Source organism: Cylindrospermopsis curvispora GIHE-G1, from assembly GCF_014489415.1.
GTDB classification, from domain to species: Bacteria; Cyanobacteriota; Cyanobacteriia; order Cyanobacteriales; family Nostocaceae; genus Raphidiopsis; species Raphidiopsis curvispora_A.
On the sequence record NZ_CP060822.1, the window covers coordinates 1460809 to 1485986 of the forward strand.

17 protein-coding genes and 1 tRNA gene are annotated in these 25178 nt (G+C 40.1%); 8 read left to right on the top strand and 10 right to left on the bottom strand.

What is annotated here, in order from left to right:
- Position 1: 1 nt before the first annotated feature.
- The 3 genes from IAR63_RS06735 to IAR63_RS06745 form a co-directional block, all read right to left on the bottom strand.
- Positions 2-1645: a tetratricopeptide repeat protein gene (locus tag IAR63_RS06735; protein WP_187707039.1), complete on the bottom strand. Its 1644-nt coding sequence runs from the start codon at positions 1643-1645 to the stop codon at positions 2-4.
- Between the two features lie 6 nt (positions 1646-1651).
- The gene (locus tag IAR63_RS06740; RefSeq protein WP_187707040.1) at positions 1652-2416 is read right to left on the bottom strand and encodes an MBL fold metallo-hydrolase; all 765 of its coding nucleotides are present in this window, start codon (positions 2414-2416) and stop codon (positions 1652-1654) included.
- 87 nt (positions 2417-2503) lie between these two features.
- Positions 2504-3280, bottom strand: coding sequence for a circadian clock KaiB family protein (locus IAR63_RS06745; RefSeq protein WP_187707041.1), 777 nt, complete (start codon positions 3278-3280; stop codon positions 2504-2506).
- 403 nt (positions 3281-3683) lie between these two features.
- On the opposite strand from IAR63_RS06745, the gene IAR63_RS06750 reads away from it, so the two are divergent.
- Complete coding sequence (locus IAR63_RS06750) at positions 3684-4055, top strand: hypothetical protein (RefSeq protein WP_187707042.1); 372 nt, start codon at positions 3684-3686, stop codon at positions 4053-4055.
- A gap of 279 nt (positions 4056-4334) precedes the next feature.
- A complete protein-coding gene (gene wecB, locus IAR63_RS06755; RefSeq protein WP_187707043.1) occupies positions 4335-5456 on the top strand; it encodes a non-hydrolyzing UDP-N-acetylglucosamine 2-epimerase in 1122 nt (373 codons plus the stop codon).
- Positions 5457-5471: 15 nt separating this feature from the next.
- On the opposite strand, the gene IAR63_RS06760 is transcribed toward wecB, so the two are convergent.
- Genes IAR63_RS06760 through IAR63_RS06770 form a run of 3 tightly spaced genes read right to left on the bottom strand, consistent with a single transcriptional unit; the run spans position 5472 to position 8493 of the window.
- Complete coding sequence (locus IAR63_RS06760) at positions 5472-5624, bottom strand: hypothetical protein (RefSeq protein WP_187707044.1); 153 nt, start codon at positions 5622-5624, stop codon at positions 5472-5474.
- Positions 5625-5656: 32 nt separating this feature from the next.
- A complete protein-coding gene (locus IAR63_RS06765) occupies positions 5657-7642 on the bottom strand; it encodes a serine/threonine-protein kinase (protein ID WP_187707045.1) in 1986 nt (661 codons plus the stop codon).
- A gap of 23 nt (positions 7643-7665) precedes the next feature.
- On the bottom strand, positions 7666-8493 hold the full coding sequence (locus tag IAR63_RS06770) for a squalene/phytoene synthase family protein (protein WP_187707046.1): 828 nt from the start codon (positions 8491-8493) through the stop codon (positions 7666-7668).
- 161 nt (positions 8494-8654) lie between these two features.
- Here IAR63_RS06770 and IAR63_RS06775 point away from each other — a divergent pair, with 161 nt between their 5' ends.
- Both IAR63_RS06775 and IAR63_RS06780 read left to right on the top strand, forming a co-directional pair.
- On the top strand, positions 8655-9395 hold the full coding sequence (locus tag IAR63_RS06775) for an HAD family hydrolase (protein ID WP_187707047.1): 741 nt from the start codon (positions 8655-8657) through the stop codon (positions 9393-9395).
- 14 nt (positions 9396-9409) lie between these two features.
- Positions 9410-9482, top strand: a tRNA-Ala gene (locus IAR63_RS06780).
- 289 nt (positions 9483-9771) lie between these two features.
- Here IAR63_RS06780 and IAR63_RS06785 read toward each other — a convergent pair.
- Both IAR63_RS06785 and IAR63_RS06790 read right to left on the bottom strand, forming a co-directional pair.
- Positions 9772-10092, bottom strand: coding sequence for a hypothetical protein (locus IAR63_RS06785; protein ID WP_187707048.1), 321 nt, complete (start codon positions 10090-10092; stop codon positions 9772-9774).
- Positions 10093-10278: 186 nt separating this feature from the next.
- Positions 10279-12612, bottom strand: coding sequence for a bifunctional metallophosphatase/5'-nucleotidase (locus IAR63_RS06790; RefSeq protein ID WP_235678375.1), 2334 nt, complete (start codon positions 12610-12612; stop codon positions 10279-10281).
- Between the two features lie 358 nt (positions 12613-12970).
- Between IAR63_RS06790 and IAR63_RS06795 the strand changes: the two genes are divergently transcribed.
- The 3 genes from IAR63_RS06795 to IAR63_RS06805 are packed head-to-tail and all read left to right on the top strand — an operon-like array spanning position 12971 to position 15792.
- A complete protein-coding gene (locus tag IAR63_RS06795) occupies positions 12971-13642 on the top strand; it encodes a hypothetical protein (protein ID WP_187707049.1) in 672 nt (223 codons plus the stop codon).
- Positions 13639-15372 (top strand): VWA domain-containing protein, encoded by a 1734-nt coding sequence (locus IAR63_RS06800; protein ID WP_187707050.1) that lies wholly within the window; start codon positions 13639-13641, stop codon positions 15370-15372. The genes IAR63_RS06795 and IAR63_RS06800 overlap by 4 nt, the downstream gene beginning before the upstream one ends.
- 42 nt (positions 15373-15414) lie before the next feature.
- Positions 15415-15792, top strand: coding sequence for a hypothetical protein (locus IAR63_RS06805; protein ID WP_187707051.1), 378 nt, complete (start codon positions 15415-15417; stop codon positions 15790-15792).
- A 128-nt stretch (positions 15793-15920) separates the two neighbouring features.
- Here the strand turns inward: IAR63_RS06805 and IAR63_RS06810 are convergent, their stop codons facing one another.
- Positions 15921-18047, bottom strand: coding sequence for an AAA family ATPase (locus tag IAR63_RS06810; protein ID WP_187707052.1), 2127 nt, complete (start codon positions 18045-18047; stop codon positions 15921-15923).
- Positions 18048-18096: 49 nt separating this feature from the next.
- Positions 18097-18915 (bottom strand): transcription factor RcaD, encoded by an 819-nt coding sequence (locus IAR63_RS06815; RefSeq protein ID WP_187707053.1) that lies wholly within the window; start codon positions 18913-18915, stop codon positions 18097-18099.
- A gap of 425 nt (positions 18916-19340) precedes the next feature.
- Here IAR63_RS06815 and IAR63_RS06820 point away from each other — a divergent pair, with 425 nt between their 5' ends.
- Positions 19341-25124, top strand: coding sequence for a phytase (locus IAR63_RS06820; RefSeq protein WP_187707054.1), 5784 nt, complete (start codon positions 19341-19343; stop codon positions 25122-25124).
- Positions 25125-25178: the final 54 nt, after the last annotated feature.

Sequence of the window (25178 nt, forward strand, 5' to 3'; positions counted from 1 at the left end):
GTCAGAAATCTATAATATCCAAGGATTGTTCGATTTCCATATCTAAAATTATGGCTTGGGTTTCTTTATATTTTCCTAAACTACCATCTTGCCAATATATATCCGCCGCTTTTTTAAAATCTTCACTCGCTGTCTGTTTATTTCCCATAATTAACCAGCAGTTCCCTCTATAATAATAAGCATCACCGTAATTGGGTTCAGTTTTGATAACCATGGTAAAATCATCCACTGCTGCTTCATATATTCCCCTATTAAAATAGGTTTTACCCCGTTGATAATAGGCATCTACATAATTAATATTCAGAGCGATCGCCTGATTATAGTTTTCTACTGCTTCTTCATATTCTCCCAGCTGATAGAGATGATCAGCTCGGTTTTTATAAATAACCTCGTCATGGTGTTTGATGTTAAATAATTCTCCCAAATCTCCTGGTTTTTCTGATATTGGCTGATCTAATAGATCAGGATGAATACTAACTGCTTGACTATAGTCTTCTATTGCTCCTTGATAGTCTCCTATTAAATAACGAGCTTCGGCTCGATTTTTGTAGTTAATTGCCAATTCGGGGTTAATAGAGATCGCCTGGCTAAAATCTTCTATGGCGCTGTGATAATTACGTGACTTATAATGGGCTAAACCTCTTTTATTATAAGCATTGCTATGATTTAAGTTGGCACTGATTACCTGGTTATAGTTGGAAATTGCCATATCATAATCACCTAATTGATAATAGGCTAAACCAAGTTTATAATAGGCATGAATATCAATATTATCAGTATATTTATGGCTGAGATTAAATCCAGGTTGGACTTCCCCCTGGTAATAACTATTTTTTTTATTGTTTTGTAATGCTTGACTATAATTACTGATTGCCACAATATAGTCACCATTATCAAAATGTTTATCCCCCAATTTCACATAAAACTCCACCACATCTCCCCCCATATCTGGTGCGTGCTTTTGTAAGTTGTGTAAATTATGTGAGTTGTCTAAACCATTTGTATTAGATGAAATTACTTCCTGAGGAATGCCATTACTAGTCATGGCTGGTAAATCTTCTAAATATGCTAATAAACCTCCACCATATAACAACTGATCAATACCAAACGAAATTCTGCCAGTTTTTAACTTAATCATTTTGGTGGGGAGAAACCCAGCTAAAAAAAGATGATATGCTAATTGAGCTTCTGTCACCTCCTCCCGAATTAAAATACAAACAATAACTGCATTTTTTTCTACCTCTTGGGAACTCACAGACCATCTTACCTTATCAAAATCCCCATGACGAGATTTAACTTCTATCCCAATCCAGGGATGTGCAGTGACAGTAAAATCACTTTTACCATCGCCACCTAAACGCTTTTCATAATCAACCTCAGTGATAAAATCTGCCAATCTTTCTTTAACGACTTCTTCACCTAATTTACCTTTGAGATTACTAATAAACACATCGCGTACCGTAGAGGTACGCTTATACTTTTCCGCCATGGACCAGCAAAATTCTCTCAGAGATTTCAGTCTTTGTCCAGAAATAATGGTTAATTCACTATGACTTCCTGGTATTTCACAATTTAATAAACAACCAGAATTTAATCTTTTAATAAAATCTGACTGTAGGGATCTCAATAAATTAATCCAATCCATATCCTCCTAAACGGAAATCCTTTCTCCAGGTTTAGGTTCAATTACCTGTGTAGATAAACTATTTAATTCTAATAACTCCTTAAACTCTGCCACGGTCCCCTTTGCTTGTAATACTTTACTTAATAGCCCATCAAAGAACACATCTCCACCAGCAGCGGTAGGGAGCATAATTTGGGGTTTTAACAATTTGGCAACTTCCAAAGCACTATTCATACCTTTAATTACTGGACCTAGGAGAGGTAAGGATAAGTTAATTATAGGTGTGATCACTACATCCACTGGACTCAATTCTTCAAGTGCGGATGAATGATAGCCATGTGGTTCATAGTATAGACCCACGTTGTTGGATATATTTCGGATCACATAACCATTTTCTCTGACATTGGGTCCCACAGGAGAGCCAGGAAGGGCTTTAATTTCTAATTGGTCTTTTAAAGTGTCCTCTAAGGTGAAACTTTCACCATGATGGAGAGTCTTCACTTGATGATATCCCAATTTCTCTACCACCTTAGCTGCTTGGGGGGAACCCAGAACAGGTATATGTCTATCTAACTGTCTAAGAGTCGGTGGATGAGCATGATCTTCCAATCCTTGAGACAACAAAATTAAGTCTATATTGTTTGGTATGGGACGATCCTGGAGGCGATAACTTTTGAATAACCAATCTACATTATTAAAGGTTAAATCCCCTACCAACCAGGGATCTAAAAGAATATGCCACCCTCCAATTTCTAATAGCCAACTGTTACTGTCAAGCCAGGTAAAATACATACTTTCCACTGTAGTTTTAAATAGGTTAAGATGTTTATATCACCCATACATTATAATACTTATTTGCCAAGGATTGGTTCCCCACTCCTAAAAACTATCTTTTTTACCCAGGGTTTGTAACACCTTTTCCACATTATCTAAATTACCAACTATCCGACGAACAGGATGGGGCCAAATCTTAACTAATGTGGGTGTGGCTGAAACTTGATCTATTTCCGCTTGCTCCGGATGTGTTAAAACATCAATTACCTTGAGAGTGTAAGGAACCCCTAAGTACTCTTCTAATAATTCATGTAGTTTCTCTAAAATTCTTTCAGTGGTCATATTATGACCAGCAACAAATAAACGTAAAACATAAACTTCATGATTGTGTGTTATCTGTTTTTGATTGACATGCTTCTGTGAATACGGCATGGACATACTATCTAAACGCACGATCAAATCGTGGTCCTCCCATAATTGGGGAAAGGTTGAACGATAACTCTCTATTACCATGGGATCACATACATCCTCTCGCCAAGGTGACCTTTGCCACACTTCATTTCCTGTCCCAAAAATTGCCCCCAATAATGGCTGATAGCTTATTACCGCAGGATAAGCCTCCGCAAATGTCTGTATTTTTTGTGTCCGTGGATTTAACCAATGATCAATTGTAGCTGTATAACAAGGAACTAAAAAATGGGGAGGTTCTGATAGATTCAGTATTTCCTGCAGGACCCCACACAAATGCAAATGCCATCGCCTCTGTTTACTCGGATCAATACAGTAAATTAAATCTCCCCCAGGTGTAAACAAGGCAATCCCTTTAAACACTTGGGGTAAAGATGGTTTGTCTATATTTGTACCTACGTTATAAATACTCATTAAATTTAGTCAATACTTGTTGCTTGTTATTAACACTGGTCACTATAAAGTCAATGCAGAGCATTTATTTTTATGGAACCGGGTTACCTGGATTATAGGTCACTACTAGCCTTTTATTTCCCATTTCAATTATGAGAGATAAGGAGACTTTTGTTAAGAAATATTAAGCAAGTTGGGAGACAGATTTTGGGTAAGATCCATGGACATTGCTATTCACAAAGTTATATATCCAGGGATATATGGGGAATTGGAAGTATTGGACCAAATCCGATTTGGGCATCAAATTCATGATTACGAAAAATTAAGTGTAAAGATTAATAAAGAAATGCTCATCTTTTTCTTCAGGTTCTATATACTGAAATTCAACTTTAAAACCTTGCTGTGTAATTTAGGAGGAAAGATCATGGTTGTGGCTCAAAGCTCTAATCAAGGGAAGATGTACTCCTTGTTAATGATGAAAAGCTTTTTGATTTGGACTTTCACATTAGCAGTGTGCTTGTTAGTAGTAGGTTTTCCACTAGTTGTAGTCATGGCTACAGTAGGTTGCTTACTCTCTATTGTTTTGCAATCTGTTATGCCTGCGAGCGCTGTTTTACTCGTAGCAGGTGCTTTAGTAATTTTCAATGTTGTGACAGTTTTAATCGTGGCAGGTGTCTTGACTGCTAAGAGTGTTCATCCCAAAGAAGTTAAGTGGTTAAGTTGGCTATATGGTGATGCGGAAAGGGTACAAACCACCGTTTATGCTTCTTGTCCTTTAACTTGTGAGATCAAATGATTAATATAAATTTGACATGTCAATTGATAGCGGTAGCTACCTGTGGGGAGGATAGGCGATCGCCTACCCGAATCTCATCCTAGCCATGAACTCTGTTTATATAGTTCTGGTTAGAGCTAGGACTTGATAGGTCAAATTTAACAAACAGTCCATCTGCCCGGTTAAGCCGGGTTTTTTCGTGTTTAAGAGAAGGGAAAAAATTTTGTTTTGATGAATGGGAATGATTTGGGATAGAATTATAACTGCTGTATTATTTCATGACCAATAATTCGATAAGTAATGACTAAAAAAATTGGCATTGTTTTAGGTACTCGTCCTGAAGCAATTAAACTAGCACCAGTAATTCAGATATTTAAAACTGCTGTGGACTTAGAAGTGGAAGTAATTCTTACGGGACAGCATAAGGAAATGGTCGCACAAGTGATGGAGCTGTTTAATCTGAAAGCGGATTGGGATCTAGAGATTATGCAGCCTAAACAGTCTCTTAATGATATTACATGTAGGAGTTTGCAAGGTTTAGAGAATTTATACAAAAAGTTAAATATAGACTTAGTGATTGTTCAGGGAGATACAACAACTGCCTTTGCAGCAGCTTTAGGAGCTTTTTACCAGCAAATTCCCGTAGGTCATTTGGAAGCAGGGTTGAGAACTGAGGATCTGTTTAATCCCTATCCAGAAGAAGCTAACAGAAGATTAATTTCTCAAATTAGTCAATTACATTTTGCACCCACCTCCTTAGCGGTGACCAATTTACAGAATTCCGGTGTTTTAGGAGAAATCCACCTGACTGGTAACACCGTAATTGATGCGTTGTTGAACGTAGCAAAAACCAACCCAGCTTGTGATATAATCGGTTTAAAGTGGGGAGAATATCGAACTATTTTAGCCACAGTTCACCGACGAGAAAATTGGGGGGAACCACTAGAAGCAATTGCTCAAGGTTTTCTAGAAATTTTAGATCGGTTTTCCGACACAGCTTTATTATTACCACTACATAAAAATCCTACTGTTAGAGAGCCATTACAACAAATACTAAGTAAACACCCCCGGATTTTTTTAACAGAACCATTAGATTATGGGGAGTTAGTAGGAGCAATAGGGCGCTCTTACTTATTGTTGACAGACTCTGGTGGACTGCAAGAAGAAGCTCCCAGTCTTGGTAAACCCGTGTTAGTGCTTAGGGATACTACAGAAAGACCAGAAGCGGTAACAGCGGGTACAGCTAAATTAGTTGGAACACAAACAGATAGAATTGTAACTGCTGCTAGTGAGTTGTTAGGCGATAGGCAAGCATATTTATCAATGGCAAATGCTATTAACCCTTTTGGGGACGGTCACGCAGCGGAGCGAATCTTGAAAATTGTTCGCAACTATTTAGGGCTGACCGTGGACGGAGTGTGATATTAGTTGTGATTATCAGTAGTCACTGTCAGCTACACAAATGCCTTTACACTTAATTCCATTAGTAGCAGTACGTTTACAATGGGGACAAAGAATTTTTTCCTCTTGATGACTGGGTAGGTTGTTTTTATCAGGTTTGCTTTCATCCTTTCCCACGATTTTGTTCATAATTATGAAACCATTTGTGGATGTTGATATTTTTACTGAACAGATTCTGGAGTGGTTTCGGGCGTAATTTCAGGAGTGGGGGTTTCTATGGGTTCTGGTGCGGGAGGATTTTCTATGGTAAGAGAAAATTCGTAGTCTTCAGGTTTTGATGCTGTGGAAACTAGAACAAATTCATAAAATCCACTTTCTGGTAATATTTGGGAGAGTTGACGTAATTTTGAATCTTCCAAGAATTTTGTCTTACCAGATGGAGAATAAATTGACAGTAAAACCTCCGTGTTTGCATCCAGTTGCACCTGCATATTTTGGTCTTTAACCAGTTTGGCAATGAAAACTTTGCCTACTCGGGGATCTAGAGTTCCCCTAACCATTTTAGTTGTATTGCCAGGATCCAATACTATTTTTTCCCAGGCCGTGTTTTCCATGATGTCATTGAGTCTATCGTTGGCAAATCCCTGCCAAACTTGACCCAGAGGTTTGGTGAGAAAATTCTTACCCTTCTGCTCAGGGAAAATATGGAAGAAGGCAGCATCAGCTAGGTCATATAAAGCCTTACTACTAATGTTTCTGCTGTTAATTACCATTTGCCATTTTTGTCGAGTGGATGATGTATAAGTTCCTAGCTGTCTACGTGAGTTTTCGGTGAGCATGGCAAGTTTTTCCACAACTTCCATGGCAGTTTTATCCCATTCTTCCCGTAAACTTTCATCCTCCGGTTCGCTGCTAAGAGTCCTTCCTGTTAGACTGGGGTTTTTTTCCCAAAATACCTGATTCACCAAATTGGTAAAGAACCTGGAATTGATGTTTAGTTCTTCTAGGCGATCGCGCAGTTTTTGCTTACGTTGTTTTTCTTCTGGGGAGTAGTTAGCGGTGGGATTTACAGATGGTGTAGTTGTGGGTGTGGGAGATGTGACATTAGAGGTACTAATTGGCTGATAACGATTATTAAACCCCCACCATAATAGTCCTGCACTGGTGAACATAGCCATAGTAACCATCATTATGTTAGTTGTAGTCCAAACACCTGTGGTTTCAGGTGTGGAGGTAATGGGTGTAGATGGTTGGGGAGGAGAAATTGCCATTGTTTGACTGGTGAGGGACTGGGAGGTAGGAGAACTCACCCTTTGGTAGTTAAGAGCATCTAAAACCTGACTAGCTGTTTGATAGCGATCGCCTGGTTTATAGGAGAGCATGCGGTCTAAAACTTGACCTAGGAGTGGACTGAGTCTAACTTCTCGTCGCCATTGCCACTGTAAGGTTTGAGTATCAATTATTTCCTGGGGCATTTTACCTGTAAGTAATACTAAAACAGTTACAGCTAAAGCATATAGGTCGCTATGAGGGTAAACTAAACCTGTTTGCATTTGTTCAGGTGGTGCGAATCCCACTTTTCCTAATAAGGTGCCACTAGGAGTATTTTGACCGGATTGGTAATACTGAGAAGCCAGATTGGCAGCAACTTGTTTGACTCCTCCGAAATCAATTAGTACTGGTAACTGATCGGAACTTCTCAAGATTAAGTTATCAGGGGAAATATCTCGATGAATCACCCCCATGCTGTGAATATATTGCAAAACTGGCAGAATTTGTTCTAAGAGTTGACGAACTGCAGTTTCGGAAAATTTTAGCCCCTGTTGTTGTTGAGTATTGAGTAAAGAGCTATAGGTTGTTCCTTGAACGTAGTCCTGGACTAAAAATAGATATTCCTTTCCCTCTAGATGAATGGGCAATAATTCCCGAAACCGGGGTATTTGAGGGTGTTCCAACTTATAAAGTACGGTAGCTTCCCTTTCAAAGAGTTCTTGAGCTTTTTGAATAGCATCCGGGGTTTGGACCACAGGAGAAAATTCTTTTAAAACGCAATACTCGCGAAATCGGTTCATATCCTCAGCTAGGTAGGTACGTCCAAATCCCCCCTGTCCTAGTTGGCGTATAATAACATAGCGATCGCTCAGAGTTTTTCCTAGAAGATTTGTGTTCATGGATGAATAATTTGGGACTGGTATTTTGTTATCCATCCCCACCCGGGGGATGGGGTTTTTTATACTACTGCATTGACATTAATGAAATTTTCGATTAGAGCATAGACATCATGACGACTGAGTTTTTCCTTACCATTAGCTAGTGCATCCAGAGTACCATGGGCCAAAGCTAGGGGAATTTGACAGAATTGTAAAGCAGGTCCAGGAGGAAGACCATTAGTGTAACTATCCGCTAAAGCTAGATGACGACGAGCGTACTGTTGAAGATCCTGATGATTCCAACCATCTGGGAAAAAATTCACCCCACGGGTTAAATCTTCACTATTATTACGTAGGATATTTACCGCTTGTAAACCTCGACCAAAGGCGATCGCTTCCATGCGGTTAGTCGTGGTTCCGTCATACCATGACCATAAATCTGAGAGTAACAAACCCACTGCACCTGCAACTCCAAAGGTGTAACGATCCAGGTCGTATTCATTCCTAATTTGCCAATTTATTTGTGACCAGTAAGCCATTCTATCGGCCATAGCTGCTGTTGCATCCCAAATACGAGGTGCAATGCTTTCTGGTGCTAAAATTGCCCATTCCCTGATCCTGAGACTGACCTCAGGTAGGGAGTCTTCATAACCCTTAAATCCTGGAGAAAAAGCATCCACTGCAAAACCATCCACTCCTGCTTGTAGAGTTTGGCTAATGTTTTGTAGTATGATAACCTTACTATGATTTTCCAGGGTTGGATGGTCCTCAATTTCGTCAATAGCACGCATACACAAGTATGCTGATGCCACAGCTTCTTGCAGTCCTGATGGCATAATGCTAATTGGAATATAAAAGGTTCTACTAGTTTCTTTGAGAATTTGTAAAGCATCCCGACGTAAATCCATCACTCCACTCCTGTGTTAAGTTTCACACCACAATCTAGTATTTTATGTTTTGGGTGGGAAATTTTGTATTCCCACCCTGTTCCCTGTTCCCTAATAGTCTACACTGAGAGGAAAATTCCTGTAATAATGAGAATGTTAGTTATCTTTACTTAGTGTTTTATATGCCTTTAAAAGCAGTTCTGTTCGATTTTAATGGAGTAATTATTAAAGACGAATCAATACATTTAAAACTGATAGATGAAATTCTGGTGGAAGAAAATTTACAACCCCAAAAGCCAGATGAACGTTTGAGATGCTTGGGAAGGAGCGATCGCGCTTGTTTTGAGGAGTTATTAAAGCGTCGTGGAAGGGTAGTCACTCAAGATTATTTAACCCAACTGCTGCGAAATAAAGCAAACAAATATATTAAAGAACTAGAGGGTCTGGAACAGTTACCCCTCTATTCTGGAATAGAGGATTTAATTATGCAGGCCCGGTCTCAAAATTTGCCCGTGGGTCTGGTTAGTGGTGCCCTGGGTCGAGAAATAGAGTTGGTTTTGGAACGTGCCAACATAAGAGAATATTTTCAGGTGATCATTGCAGGTGATGACATCGCTACTAGTAAACCTCAACCGGAAGGGTATTTATTAGCCGTGGATAGACTTAATCAAATATATTCTGATATAAATGTTGATTTAAGTTTACAACCTGAAAACTGTTTAGCTTTGGAAGATACTCTAGCTGGAATAGAAGCGGCTAAACGCGCTAGAATGAAGGTTGTGGGAATTGCTAATACTTACCCCTTTCACATCTTGCAGCGTCAAGCTAACTGGACAGTAGACCATGTAATGGATTTGGAGTGGGAACGGGTGTGGGAAACTTTTGAGCAGAAAGATTTGAAAAATGGAGAAACAGCGTGTTAGAATGGGATGGGTTAGGGGAATTAGCTCAGTTGGTAGAGTGCTGCGATCGCACCGCAGAGGTCAGGGGTTCGAGTCTCCTATTCTCCATCTGTACATTCGCACATTAAATGTCGCATTTCGCAAATTAAAGTAACTTTTGTGCTGTTAAGGTAGCAAGTATCACTGATAATGATACTGAATGATATGTATTACTCTATTTAATATTTCCATTTCATGTTTGAATGTAAAAATAAAAAATATGTTATTATTGCCAATTTGAAATAATATTGCTATTATATATATACACCCTACTCCTTGTGAAGTCTCAAGTTCCACTTGGGATACGCCCAAAAGCAATCCTGATAAGGATCTGTTACGGGCATAGCAAGAGCGGGGTTTAATTTTTCAGACTAGATTTTGTTTTGCTAGGATCTATACTAAAGTCTTCAGGTTTGAACAACCAGTGACGATAGGGATGATGCCATCTATTTGTTGTGTCTCCACGTATAGATGTACTAACTCCAACGTTTAGGCGTGGATATATTTTGCTGATACGCTGGTAAATATGTAGATATAGTTTCTCTTTGGCAATTGTGCGTTTAGCTCGACATCTTGCTCCGTCTGGTTTTTCCTTGTGTTTGTTGTTGAGACGAAACTGCATTGCTCCTAAAACTACATCCAAACATTGTAATACTGCATGGTCGTGTGATACACGCACTACAACAATCCTATTTGCCCAGGATTTTGGGGATATGAGCAAAACAGACAGAATTAGATCTTGTTATCAACATTGCTGTCTGTTATATGTCAATGTTTAATTTGCGAAATCAGGTTTTGCGACATACAATATGCGAATTAGGTAATTTTGTCTTTTCTTCTATGAATTCGAGTGCGATCGCTCCACTTACCTGACCCGTTCTCCCCGAAAAGTAAGGTTTTGGATACGAGTATCAAATGCTGGACTAACATCAGTAACTCCATAGGCCTTAGTGCTAAAGCGATCGCCAAGATACTCAGCTAAAACATCCTGTTCCGTACCAGGAAGGGCAAAGGTAAATTTGCCGGGAGCCAAAGTTAAAGCAGTATCAACCTTGCCATTGCCATTGACATCAACCGTTTCACCACGCAAATCCACTCGGTTGGCTAGGCTTGCGTTTTGCTTAACAAAGGTGGGAAAAGGATAACTGTCACCACCACGGATAAGAGTGGCACTATTACCCACTAAAAATTTTAGTGTTACCATTCTAAAGCTGCGGTTGGCATCTCCAACTAACACACCATCTTTCACAATGATGTCTACCAATGAGCCATCTTCTTTCACAACCGCCAAATTACGAACCCGCTCACCTTGTCTACTCACTTCACCAGTCTTACTATTAAACTGAATCGATGTTTTGGTAGGATCAAAGCTAAAGTTTAACCCAGATATCTGGGGAAATTGTCCTGGGGTTGTACCTGGGGCAGTACCCGCTACTGCATGCTCAATTATGTGCTGTAATTGTTTGGCAGTAACCGTAATTAGTGATAGATCATAGTTAAAAGGCAGGGAGTTCTCAATGTCTAACTGAGACACATCACCCTCCTTTTTATTTGGTGCTAAAGGGTTGGGCTGGGTTGGTAGCTTAACAAAATCATCTTTACTGATTGCTCCTGCACCTGTGCCAATGGCACCGATATTGTCTCGGATAGCACCGCCATTTTTCAGGGAGATAACTACGCTGGGATCTATCTGCTTGGCATACCAAAGATTGGCATCAGCGGTCAAGTTGCCCAAGTTGGTTTCTTGGGTGCGCACATCCTCACGAGTACCGTTAAGAAACACACTGGCTTTGCCCACAATTAAGTTGTCTTTACTAGCAAGAAGGTTTTTGATCCCATCAGCGATCGCTACCACATTTGGGTTAGCTACAGCACGAGGATCAACATCACTGCCATAGACGCGATCAACTCCTGCATCATCTGTAGCATAAGCTCCATTAATTGCGCTATCCAGTTTGTTAACCTGAATCACCCCATCCTGGTCAAATTCAGCCACTAAACGCCCGACGTACTTGTAATTAGCATCTGTACTGACCACCAAAATAGGCTTACCATCTGCGCCTGTCTTGACAATGGGATAATCGCCCTTGCTGCTGTCACCTGTTCTCAGCCCATCATTGGCATCAGACAGAATAGTATGGTTCCCCCCCGCGATGATGATATCCACATCTCTCAATCGCTTCGCCAATTCATCCCGCTCAATAGTCAACTGCTGCATGTGAGCTAAGAAGATAGTCTTGTTAATACCCTGTGCTTTTAGTATATCTACAGAAGTCTGAATTTCCGCAGCTAATGCGTCATAGTCAATGGGGTTAGCTGGCTTAACTATAGTGCTACCACTTGAAGAAATATTTGCCAAAGTTGGTGTAGTTGCACCTACAATGCCAATTCTTTGGTCGTCAGCAGTGCCAGTAATACCATCAATACCCGCAACATTAATGATGGTACTTTTAGCAATCTTACCCTTAATAGAGCTGGCATCAGCGGTATTTTGGTTAGCGGCCAGGTCAGTTGCACTGAGGTTGCCCGCTGTAATTTCAGGGCTAAAATCCAGGTTAGTACTCAAATAGGGGAAGTTGGTCCCTGGGTTACCGCTTCCTGTCCTGAGAATATCACGCACTTGTCTCACACCCAGGTCAAACTCATGGTTGCCCAATGCGGAAGCTTGAATGCCAATCTCATTCAGAATGCTAATATCACCACGTCCAATCATTGGAGCAGTGCTAGAGGCTAATCCGCCTACATTATTCAACCTGGTATCGCTGGAAGCATTGAAAAATGGGCCTGAGATGTAGTTATCACCAGAGGAGAGAATCAATGTGTTGGTTTTGTATTTAGGATCATCCTTGAGTTTATTGACAACAGCTGAGAAGCCAATTGCATCGGTAAGAGCGGGAATCCCACCCTCAAAGTCGGAACCATGGAGAACTTGTAGGGTGAAGTTTCCTGTACTAGGAGTAGCTGATACAGTTTTGAAAGCAGTACTACTGTTATCAAATTTATTATATTCAGTTTTCACATATTCTGAGAGGGTTGTATTGTTACGAATAACCCCCAGATCTTGGGATCTTAGGGTAGCCAATTGACTGTCAATAATGGAGGGAAGTAAACCTTCTGGTCTCATTAGTAATTGCAGTAGTAACATTACTACTAGTTGGGTTAAAGAGGATAACTGTAAACTCTTCATCTGATTCAACATTAGTATCTCCTGACACATTTAACATAATAATTTTGGTCATTATCTATTAACAGAAAGAGTTTACCTCAGATCTCTTGGTCTCTCAATACACATCTCCGAAAAAGAATCAAAGTGTGATGAAATAACATGAAATGGTATTTTTTAGCAACTTATTATGAGCAACATATCTGAATATATTCAGAATAATCCTCATGAATCACAGCGTTTATTGGGGCTCCGACCTAAAAGTTCACAAACGACCCCATGCTTTGATTAGTATGTCGTATCAGATGACAATTAATTTGTCAGGTGATTAAATAATATGGTATATTTTAACAAGCCCTAGGAATAGGTAATTAAACTGTAAGTTGAATCCTATATGTCCATATTTTGGCGTAAAGTGCTACAATTCCCTCAAACCTACCTACTGCTGACGGCCATCGCCCTTGGCTTAAGTATCTTTTTCCATGGGGTAGGTGTGCGCCCCCTGAGTCTAGGTTTGGCCAGTGCTATTACTGCGGGCATGATACTTGCTTGGTTGCATCCTTTACAGTCACAAATCAGTGCCAATGAGGTAAACCTTCTTGATACCGACAATTTTCAGCAATGGGTGCAAAAAATCGGTAGTGATCTAGGTAATAGATCCGCTGCGGATTGGCAAAAGGCACAAACCTATGCTATTAAAAGTCATCAACTGTGTCAAGCAATTGTTGCGCAAGAAAGCATTTTAACGACGGAAGTATTAGAAACCCTATACACAGTGTTGAATCTATCTGAGCAGGTGATTCATGCCATTTTAGCCTTAGAGCAAGTGAAAACTGATCGCTATCGCACTCTTGCGAGAAATCACCTTCAAACTAGTTTAGAACGCCTAAAAAATACTCACAATAATTTGCAACAAATTCAAGATCAAATACTGTTATCTTCCTTAGACAGGAATACAGTAAATACTGAACTTCCCTTGTTTTTAAAAACGCTGATCCAAGAAAATCGTTCTGCTGTGAAAACCATTATTCAAGATTCCACTCTAGCGCAGGAAAATGAATCATGAAAAAGAAAATATTTACACTTTTCTTCCTCTTAGGACTAGGTTTGGTATTACTAGGTTCTTGCTCCAATATTACCAAGATTAGCTCCTTTGAACAAGCGGTTGAAGTTCTGCAAAAAAATGTCTTGCCACAAATTTCCGTAAAAGACCAATTAGTTACCGATGCAATTGCCCAGAGCTACTCCGTTAAATCCGTACAAGAACCCCTACCATCTTTGGATAAATACCCCATTTATGGTCCGCCCAAAACCACAGGTGCTGAAAATGTTTACCTGGAAATTTTTAGTTCCGCAGATAAAGCTAATGCTCAAAAAGAAGATGAAAGGTGGCTAATTGATGTCGTGGATCAATTCAATGCTAAAAATTTGAAAACTTCTTCTGGGAAATTAATTCAGGTAGGTGTTCGCAATATTCCTTCCGGTATTGCTCAACGCATGATCGAAGCTAAGATAGTTGAACCCACTGGTTATACTCCTTCCAATGAATTGTGGATTGCTATGTTGAAAAATGCAGGAGTTGAGGTTGATATGGTCACCCCTAAACTCTTGGCAAACCAGCCTGGTTTTATTTTAAATCAACAAGTCAAACAAGAAATTTTCGGATCACAAACAGTTACTTTCGATCAATTACTAGATGCGATCGTGGCGGGCAAGCTATCAGTGGGTTATACCAATCCCTATACCAGTTCTAGCGGATTAAATCTCCTGTACACAATTTTTTGGCGTGGAGCAGGTCGTCAACAGGATGATCAACCTTTAACCACCTTAGATTTACAATCCCCAAAAGTCAATTCTTTATTTCAAGCTTTTCAAAAACAAGTTTTAGTAACAGGATTGACTACATTGGAACTAAAGGATATTGCCATAAGAGATCCTAAAAAATTATCTGTTTTTGTAAGTGAAGGGTTGACCTTTAACGCATTGAAAAAAGTTCCTGAATTTGCTAACTCAACTTTTATTCCCTTTGGGGTTCCCCATAATAATCCCTTAGTTAAATTTAAGTGGACGACACAAGAGCAACAGGATGGATTAGAACAATTTGCTAAATTTGCCCAATCTGAAACGATGCAAAATTTAGCACCTCGTATGCCCGCAGAAGTTGCACAATATCTGGCGCAAAAACAGGTTCCTCCTATTCCTTCCGGCAAGGTTTTAAGTTTAGGACAAACATTTTGGAAAACACAAAAAGATGTGGGAAAAACAGTTTATTTAATGGCAGTTATTGACACCAGTGGATCCATGTCTGGAAAGCCTTTAGAGTCGGTTAAAAATGGCTTACGTATTGCTACCCAACAGATTAATCCAGGCAATTATGTGGGCTTAGTTACCTATGGAGATCAGCCCGTTAATTTAGTCAAACTAGCCCCCTTTGATGACCTTCAGCACAAACGTTTTTTGGCAGCAATAGATAATTTGCAAGCAGACGGTGCCACGGCAATGTATGATGGCATGATGGTGGCTTTATCGGAACTGGTGCAACAAAAGAAAACCAATCCTAATGGTAAGTTTTATTTGTTATTACTGACCGATGGTCAAACCAATCAGGGGTTGAACTTTGAAGAAGTAAAAGAGATTATTGAATACAGTGGTGTGCGGGTTTATCCCATTGCATACGGTGAAGTCAATGAAGCAGAATTAAATGCGATCGCAGCTTTGCGGGAATCTACGGTAAAAAAGGGAACCCCTGAAAATGTGCAAGAGCTGCTGAAGGGATTATTCCAAGTCAATTTATAGGGTTTATGATATGATTTAGTGTTTACCAATAGGAGTGTTTGAATGAAAAGCGTCCTCAACCGCAGATTAATTAGCATTGTTCTCACTGGTTGGACCGGTCTTTTAATTTCTGGGTTGGTGCTGACCTATGTATTAGCAACGCCTAGTATTACAGTGATTATAGATCGTAGCTATTGTCCTTCGGATCAATGGCAAACCCAAGTGGTTATTCCCTACCGGGACCTGTACCAAAAATATGAGAATAAACAGTTAAAAATTGAGTCCGTTACTCTATTTAGTGATCTTGGTCAAGAATCCTCCAAAACAATTCCCACACCAGAAGAAATTGCTCTCCTAAACACCTATGGAAAGTTAAGTGGCGATCGCCAAAAGTCCTTAGAAAAACTGTCCCAGACGGGAGAGATACTACGGTGCTCATGATCTAACCTCGACCCCGGGATGTGACACTACTCAAATAAATAGAATTTAATACTCACCCCTACCTCCAGTATGGTCTTGCTGGTAACTCAGATCCCCCCTAGCTTAACTAAAGGGTGACAAGAGTTTGATTAAGAAGCATTAGGATACCAGAGAATTATTTGCTCTTCCGGTTTGGATGTGGGGCCCAAAACTTTTACCTTCTTTTCTCGACACAATAGGTCAATTAAATTTTGGATACTAGCTGCTTGAGTCTCAGGAAACTCCCTAAGTATAATGTCAATTAAAGTTTTTACTGCAATACATTGGTTAATTTTAACTAAATTAAACAAGAAACCTTTGACAACTTCTAAATTTGCCTCACGGTTTTCACTGGTGTGTGGATTTGAGGTTTTACTAACAATCCCCAAAGCTTGTAATAAGTCACACCCGTGTAAAACTTTTGACCTTTGCACCAAATCTTCTAACTCTGGTAAACCAATTGTTTTACCACCAATTAGTAAATCTTGAGATTTAGCAGAATTCACCAAACTTTGATAAGTTGCTAAAAAATGAATTCCAGTCAAACTAGACCTAATATGAAGGTTGTGTGTATTTACAAATATCTGTCGATAAATTTGGTTACCAGATGATTCAGGGTTACCCACATTTCCACTACGAATTAAGTAAAGTGTTTCACAGGCCTTTTTCTGAATAGCTGTTTGACAAGCACTCATAATATGATAAAAGCTATTCATATTATATTCCTCTGTCCAGACAACGCCAGTTTTTTGGTTATTTTGAGGATGGAGATAACTGAATGAATGGGTGGTATATTTGCCACTAATTAGTTTAGGTTGAATTTCAGGAACATCCATGGCACAGATGGCATATATGAGCATTTGAGTCAAATCAGATGATGACAATAAAGATATTTTGCTATATTTCTGCTGGTTTTTTTTATACTCTTGTTGCCATAATAATTCGAATTCCGATTGGTTTATATCCGGGTTATCTGAAGCTGAAAATGTACCATTTTGACCCTTAACATCTACTTTTTGGTTTTGGGAACTGCTATCCACAACCTTTACCGTCTTCTGGGGTGATAATTCCTCCTGCGCTGCACTATAATTCCCATTGAGGGAGAGCTTATATTCCTGATATTCCTTGCGACCCAAAACTAATGTACTTCTAGGTGTGGTTTTACCACCAGGGTAGTTTCTATCTAATATTTCTCGACTGAGGGGAAAAAGAGGAGATTCTGGTATGGGATAGGCCAATCTATGTAGTGGTTTGAGTTGACAAATCCACAGTGCTTCCGCCTGTTCCATGGTTATATTTTGTAACCTAATTTGTCTTTCAATTCCCGCTTTATCAGCAGGAAGAATACTGTTACGATTACGTTCCCATGTGTTATAAATAACACTAATAATGACTAGGAAATTCTTCAAATTATCACCATGAATGGTTGTATTAACATTCATAAAAGGCTGAATTTCCAAAGTACCCCCCGGTTGCTGAGGCATGGTATCAAGGTTATCAAAACATAAAACTATCGGTTGGGTTTGGGTAGAAATCTTACCAAAATTGGCTAAAATATTTTTGGCAGCTTCCTCTGTATCAATGCAGCTTTTAACTTGAATCAGCTTCATGGACTCTTCACTCAGGTCATCTCCCCTTAGCCATTCACACGCCAAATCATATAAATCTGGATTGGTCAGATCATGGAGTACACCAAAAAAAATATCAGGATGATAGATTCCTTTCTTATAAGTACTTTTGAGGTGTTTAACAAATTTTGGGCGATCGCCTCTTAGGAGTTGCCAAAAATTGGTATTGAATATTTTCTGTTTGACACCACTTTTAGTAAATGCACTGAGACTTTTTAGCCACAACATTAGCTGTGATTCTTGTTCTCCTTCGGGAACTTGAAGTAAACTATCAACGGTACGACGGAGGATATGTCGCCATATTTCACCACTACTGGTCCAATTACAAAAAACATAGGCAAAAAAGGCTTTGGAGTTCAACTTACGTTTCAGTCTACCCAGGAGATAACTTTTACCCGATCCAGAACTACCCCCCAACAAAACTGTCCGACTACGATGATCTTTGGCTACTAGGTCAAGTAGACTTTCAATTTCTATTATTGCTTCTTGGTGAATTGAGTCTACCATTACTGTGGAATCTTGTTCTTCCACCCAAAAATCAGTGGGCTTTAATTCGATTAAATCAAAGGGGTTAGTTTGGCGTTTGATAATGTCATTAATGTGTGTCATGAACGTCAAGATAAGGGTAAACAACTGAAAATGAGTAAATATACAGGTCTTAATTGACTATAATAAAAAACAATGGACCACCAATATTCTGGGGGATTCCCGCATCAATTTGATTTGAAGTATAGTTAGTTACTTCTTGTAGAGGATCAAAATCAATTTTGCTCGTCTTTTGCAATCTATATAATGCCCGATCTAGCTCATCTCTTGATAGGGGTGGTTGTAATTTCTCCCGCACATGAAAGATGGGCAAGTAATTTTCTGTACCCAGTTCTCGATCTAAATTTTCAATAGTTTGTAAAATTTCTTCGTCAGTTATTTCCCTAGGAATTACTGATTTTTTTTCCGTGGCATTCTTGCGCAAAAATTGTATGTACTCACCCAGCATGTCTAAACTGATTACAGCATGGGAACCTTTTTGTGGTATGTACTCATCACGTAAAAACTCAAGTCCTCTATCTGTGAGCCAAACTTGTGCTTTCGTCCTTTTTATCTTCTGTTCTACCTTTATCAAACCCCGCTGACTGAGGATTTTTAAAATTCTGTCTTTTTCATCGGACTTTAAAGATTTAATCTTAATTTTACTAACCTCTATTTTCTGACTGCTCTTAGCTATATTTTGTAGCACCTTTATTTCTTCAGGCGCTATAGGTAGTTGGGAAGATTCAATCTGTAATGCAGCTTTACCAGCAGGTAAGATCTGCGCTGAAACAATTTCTCTGGAGTAATCTACATATTCTCTCTTTTCTAATTCTTGACAAATTTTACTTTTTTCTTTTTTAAAAGATTTAAGCGCAGAAGAATTCCAATCAATTTGGTAATCCGAAGACGCCAGTAGCCTTAGCATAAACTTTAACTGGTTTGTGTTCATAGTTAATCTTATTTGTATGTCAGGTCTGAACAATATCAGGTATAGTTTTTAAAAATCATTTTACATTATATACACTTTTGGTAAATAAGGCCTATGAGTACAATTTATTAGTGGATAAAGAGAGAAGGGCGTAAACGGCATTAGGTTAGATACCATATAGCTCTTGACAAAGTACACCACTACTAAAGTGGGGATTTACCTGTTAGTCCGATTCACTATTTTAACAAAAATAGTTACGATCAACATCCAAAAATTTCGGGCCAAAAATTCTTCAACCTTCAACTTTTCCTTATCTTTAGATAACTAAATCTTAACATCTTGGAGTTAGCCTTGTGTGATTAGAGGTATTGCTATGTAGCAATTAATTTAATTGACAACTTCAACTGCTTCTAGCTCAACATAAACCCTAAACCTCAAGGTGAACAATGGCAAGTATTACAACAGTCCGTTTTTCCCAGTTCAATGCTTCCCTTAACCGTAATACTAGCAATCAGTTAGTTACAGATTTATCTAGCACTACTAATGCCCAGGCCAAATCAGTAGCGGAAATAATTCAGCGCGCTAACCCAGATGTACTGTTAATTAATGAATTTGATTACGTTCAAACCAATCCCACCCAAGCTATTCAACTTTTGCAACAGAATTATCTTGGTGTGAGTCAAAATGGAGCAACACCCATCACCTACCCGTACTTCTATATTGCTCCTTCTAATACTGGTATTGCTTCTGGATTTGACCTAAATAACAATGGTGCGGTGGTCACAACACCTGGTGCTGCTGGATATGGTGATGATTCCTTTGGATTTGGTAATTTCCCTGGGCAGTTTGGCATGTTATTACTGTCTAAGTATGAAATTGACACGGCAAATGTTCGCACCTTCCAAAACTTCTTATGGAAGGATATGCCAGGCAATTTATTAACTAATGACCCCACGGTAGATAATCCTGCTACTACCACAGTTAATGAAAATCTTGGTAGCTTTTATTCACCCGAAGAAATTGCCGTGCTACGTCTTTCTTCCAAAAGTCATTGGGATGTACCCATCAAGATTGGTAATCAAACCATTCACGTTCTAGTTAGTCACCCCACTCCACCCGTATTTGACGGTACAGAAGACCGTAATGGCAAACGTAATTACGATGAAATTAGATTTTGGAGTGACTATATAACTCCTGGTAAGGGGGACTATATCTATGATGACACGGGTAAAAAAGGTAGTTTAGCATCTGGGTCTAGTTTTGTCATTATGGGCGATGAAAATGCCGATCCCCAGGATGGAGACAGCTACAATCAGGCCATTTTGCAATTGCTCCAAAATCCTAATATTAATACCAATTTTATCCCTACCAGTTTAGGCGCTGTGCAACAGTCAACCTTACAGGGAGGAGCAAATGTTAATCACCGGAGCAACCCAGCTTTTGATACATCTGATTTTGCTGATACAACCCCCGGTAACTTACGTTCAGATTATGTTTTACCTTCTACGGATCTCAAAATTGCCAATTCAGCAGTTTTTTGGTCGGTTAATACTGACCCTAACTTTGCACTGGTAGGAACCTTTAATTCTAGCTTACCTGGTGGTTTTCCCAGCTCCGATCATCGCCTAGTACTGGCTGATATTCAAGTTGACCCAACCCCGGGAGGAAAGACAGTTCCCAATCTAAAGTTTGTGGGTCAAAAAACCTTTGTCACTGGTTTTATCCCCCCCGGTACTCCAGGAAAAGTTAATGGCACAGACACCCCCATGGGTGGTTTATCCGGTGTTGTCTATGATGTGGCTAAAGGTCTCTTTTATGCTATCTCTGATGACCGTTCCCAATTTGGTCCAGCTCGATTTTATACTTTTACCCTGAATCCTGCTACTAGTGACATCACCTTTACTAATGTTACTCCGATTACGGATACCAGTGGTAATTTATTCCCAGCCTTGAGTCTTGACCCAGAGGGTATTGCTCTCACTAGCAATGGAACTGTGTTTATTTCCTCTGAAGGTGAGGCTAATCCCTCAGCAGGTCGTGTCACCAACCCCTTTATTAAAGAGTTTGATTTGACTACAGGAAAGGAAATTAGAACCTTGCTTGTTCCCAGCAAGTTCTTACCTGTGGTTCAAGATACTAATGGTGACGGGGTCGTTAATACTGGTGATACTCAAACATCCGGGGTGCGCAATAACTTGGCTTTTGAAAGTTTGACTATTTCCCCTGACCAAACAACTCTATATACCGCCACGGAAAATGCCTTACTACAAGATGGCGATCGCACGTCCTTAACCGCTCCTAGTCGTTCTCGTGTTATTCAGTATAATTTAGTTACTGGACAACCGGAAAAAGAATATTTATACTTGGCAGATGCGATCGCCAAAGCACCTACAGGTGGTACAGCAGCAGATAGTGGGTTAGTGGACTTACTAGCGATTGACAATCGTGGTACTCTATTAGCCTTGGAAAGGTCTTTTGCGGTGGGACAAGGTAACACCATCAAGATCTACGAAGTGACTCTTCAAGGAGCAACGGATATCACTACAATTAATTCCTTGAGTGGAATAACTAGTGATCAACTAGCAGCGATTCAACCTGTACAAAAACGCCTGGTCCTCAACCTTGATACCCTAAATTTACCCAATAGTGATGGGAACCATCCTACGGGAACGGACAATATAGAAGGATTGAGCTTTGGCCCCCGATTAGCTGATGGTCGTCAGTCCATAGTATTGGTCAGTGACAATAATTTTGGTGCGACCCAATTTACCCAGATCCTCACTCTGGGTGGGGAGCTATTACCTACTGTAATTCCCACGGTAGAAACCCGCCCGGATTTATTTGATGATCCTACTTTACCAACATCTCAAAGAGCGGATGCGGATGACCCAGCCATTTACGTCAATAGTCAAGACCCCAGTAAGAGTATCATTTTAACAGCGGTGAAAAATGCTGGACTGCGAGTCTATGACCTAACGGGCAAATTATTACAGGAAATTAATCCTGGGTCAATTCGCTACAATAATATTGATCTCCAATATGGCTTCACTCTGGGTGGAGAAAAGATAGATATTGCGGTAGCAAGCGATCGCCAAAACGACAAGTTGGTGATTTTCAAAATTAATCCCCAGGGAACAGGTGGGAACTATTTAGAGAACATCACTGATAGTAGTGTCACTACTCTGTTTCAAGGCTTACCCTTTGTTGCTCCTTACTCATCATCATCCCGCAGCGCCTACGGAATAACTATTTACCGTAGCCTGGCAACTAAAGATTACTACGTGTTTGCTTCCCGTCGTCAAACGGGAGATGTGGCTCAATTTAAACTGATTGACAAAGGTAATGGCAAAGTAGGCTATGAACGAGTTAGAGAGTTTACCATTCCTGCTCCTAGTGATTCTACCCGTTCTGCTCAAACCGAGGGTATGGTAGCAGACCAGGAAATGGGCTTTGTTTACATTGGTCAGGAGGATGTGGGAATTTGGAAATTCGATGCAGAACCCAATGGTAGCAACGTTGGTAAACTGGTAGATAAGGTTAAATTTGAAGGTGGTCAAAACCTTACAGATGATGCGGAGGGTCTCACCATTTACTATGGCAAAAATGGCACCGGTTACCTATTAGCATCTAGCCAAGGTGATAACAGCTTTGCCGTTTACACCCGTGAAGGTAGCAATGATTTTCTGGGGAGATTTGCTGTTGGCAGTAATGGCGCAATTGATAGCGTGCAGGAGTCTGATGGTGCAGATGTGATTAATCTACCCCTAGGCGCTAATTTCCCCATGGGTTTATTTGTCACTCAAGATGGCAATAACGAACCCGCTAAAATTATTGATGGTGAGAACATCAACAGCAATTTTAAATTGGTCCCCTGGGAAAATATTGCCAATGGTTTCCCCACATCTTTAAAAATTGATACTACCACTTTCAATCCCCGCACTCCCATAGCCCAGTCCCTAGTTAATGGAGTTGCTAGCGGTGACACCACCCAAACTTCTACCATTCTCTGGACCCGCAGTCTTTTCACCGGACAGGTGACCTTTGAATATGGTACAACTCCAGACTTTAGTACCATAGTTGGCAAAAAGACAGTCAACGTAACCAATACTACTCAACCAGTTAAAGTATTAGTAGATGGACTTACACCGGGAACCAATTACTACTATCGGGTCAGCGATGTAAGTGGTGGAACTGCTACTGGTAAGTTTAGCACAGCAGCTACCTCCACAACTAGAGCTGGGTTGAAATTTGGAGTCTCGGGTGACTGGCGTGGTGAATTAGCGCCCTATCCAGCCATTAATAATGCGGATACAGCTAATTTGAAATTCTTTGTCCAACTGGGAGATACCATTTATGCTGACGTTCCCTCACCAGGACTCAAGGATAGCAAGGGAGTGGAAATACCTCAAGCTACTACCCTAGAAGACTATCGAGCTAAACACTCTGAAGTATACGGACTACGCTATGGACAAAATACCTGGGGAGACCTAAGAGCATCTACCTCCATTTTAACTACTATAGATGACCACGAGGTTTACAATGACTTTGCTGGTATGTCTCCTTCTGACACGGGTTTAACCAATGACAATCCCTTCTATGAAAATGGGTTGCAGGCTTTCCAAGAGTATAACCCCATTAGCGATCAGTTTTATAGTCAAACCGGTGATAGTAGAATTGATGGAGAAAGGAAACTCTATCGCTATAACACCTATGGTAGTGACGCAGCTACTTTTGTATTAGATGCTCGCTCTTTCCGAGATACGGAACTACCCCCCGTTACCAACCCAGGTGATTTAACTCAGGTTGGCAATTTCCTGGCCCAGTCTTTTAATCCCAATCGCACCCTGTTGGGAAGACCACAGGTGGAAGATCTCAAAAAAGACCTCCTGCGCGCAAGCAACAGCGGTATAACCTGGAAGTTTATCATGTTGTCAGGACCAATCCAAAACCTGGGTGTAGCAGCAGCAAGTGACCGCTACGAAGGATATGCAGCTGAAAGAACGGAACTTCTCAAGTTTATCGATGACAACAAAATTAAAAACGTTGTTTTTGTTACTGCTGATTTCCACGGTACAATAGTAAATAATCTCACCTATCAAACCGCACCCGGTCAAGCTCAAATTCCTACCAATACCTGGGAAATTATTACTGGTTCCGTAGCTTACGATGCTCCCTTTGGACCAACGGTGGCTGGTTTATTCCTCACACCACAGCAAAAGGCATTTTATGATTCCTTACCTACAACTAGTGATGGGGATAGTGTTGTCAATGACAAGGATGATTTCATTAAACAAGCTATCAACAATGGATTACAACCTTTTGGCTACGATCCAATAGGTTTAAACAACAACCTTTCTCAAGTTGATGGGTTAATTAACTCTAAGTTACTACAAGGAGACTATATTGCGACTCACACCTACGGTTGGACGGAATTTAACATCAACCCAACTACTCAAAAGCTAACGGTCACTACTTATGGAATCAAACCCTATACTGAAGCTGAGTTAGTTGCTGATCCTAATGCTATTATCAATCTGCAACCCCAAATTGTCAGTCAGTTTGAGGTGGAACCAAATGCCAATAATGTTCCCCAAGCATCCCAGTTGGTCTTTGGCACCACGGATCGTGATGTTGTGGTAATTCCTTCCCAAACTGATGGTATTAAAGACCTAATCTTTACCGGTTCTGGAAATGATGAGGTAGACACTACTCTCAATACCCCCTTGGAAGGTTTTCCCAGGGGCGAAAATACTATTCACACAGGTAGTGGCAAAGACGTTATATACGCAGGTAATGGCGATCGCATTTTTGGTGGTAGTGGGGATGATGAAATCTACGCTACAGATGCCAAGGACTATCGCCTTTCCGGTGGATCTGGTAATGACGTTTTTCACCTAGGTGTGAATGGTCGCGCTTTAGGTGGTGATGGAGATGATAAATTCTTTGTTAGCGAAGGTGGGGGCAATTTAATTTCCGGTGGTGCTGGTGCAGACCAGTTTTGGATCGCTACCGGTGATATCCCCAAAGTTGACAACAAAAACCTTGCCAATACCATTGTGGATTTTCAGATTGGTACTGATGTTTTGGGTATTAGCGGTCAAGTCCAGAGCTTTGGCTTTAAGGATCTAACCTTAACCAATAACGACATTATCATCAATGGCAACACTATAGCTAACTTAATTGGAGTAAATACTAGCACACTTACTGTCAGTAACTTCAGTTTTGTTTAGTCTTACTTAAACTACAGCGTCTAAAGCTATAGTTTAAGTTTAAAAACATCGATA